General features: G+C 46.9%; 1 protein-coding gene. It reads left to right on the forward strand.

The window, feature by feature from the left end:
- A partial coding sequence (bla, locus tag OKC40_RS22785) for a class A beta-lactamase (RefSeq protein WP_045893848.1) occupies nucleotides 1–570 on the forward strand: 570 nt, incomplete at its 5' end.
- Nucleotides 571–659: the final 89 nt, after the last annotated feature.

Consider the following 659-nt stretch of genomic DNA (forward strand, 5'->3'; position numbering starts at 1 on the left):
AATGACTTGGTTGAGTACTCACCAGTCACAGAAAAGCATCTTACGGATGGCATGACAGTAAGAGAATTATGCAGTGCTGCCATAACCATGAGTGATAACACTGCGGCCAACTTACTTCTGACAACGATCGGAGGACCGAAGGAGCTAACCGCTTTTTTGCACAACATGGGGGATCATGTAACTCGCCTTGATCGTTGGGAACCGGAGCTGAATGAAGCCATACCAAACGACGAGCGTGACACCACGATGCCTGCAGCAATGGCAACAACGTTGCGCAAACTATTAACTGGCGAACTACTTACTCTAGCTTCCCGGCAACAATTAATAGACTGGATGGAGGCGGATAAAGTTACAGGACCACTTCTGCGCTCGGCCCTTCCGGCTGGCTGGTTTATTGCTGATAAATCTGGAGCCGGTGAGCGTGGGTCTCGCGGTATCATTGCAGCACTGGGGCCAGATGGTAAGCCCTCCCGTATCGTAGTTATCTACACGACGGGGAGTCAGGCAACTATGGATGAACGAAATAGACAGATCGCTGAGATAGGTGCCTCACTGATTAAGCATTGGTAACTGTCAGACCAAGTTTACTCATATATACTTTAGATTGATTTAAAACTTCATTTTTAATTTAAAAGGATCTAGGTGAAGATCCTTTTTGA

The organism is Aeromonas sp. QDB11 (genome assembly GCF_027705265.1).
Classification (GTDB): Bacteria; Pseudomonadota; Gammaproteobacteria; order Enterobacterales; family Aeromonadaceae; genus Aeromonas; species Aeromonas allosaccharophila.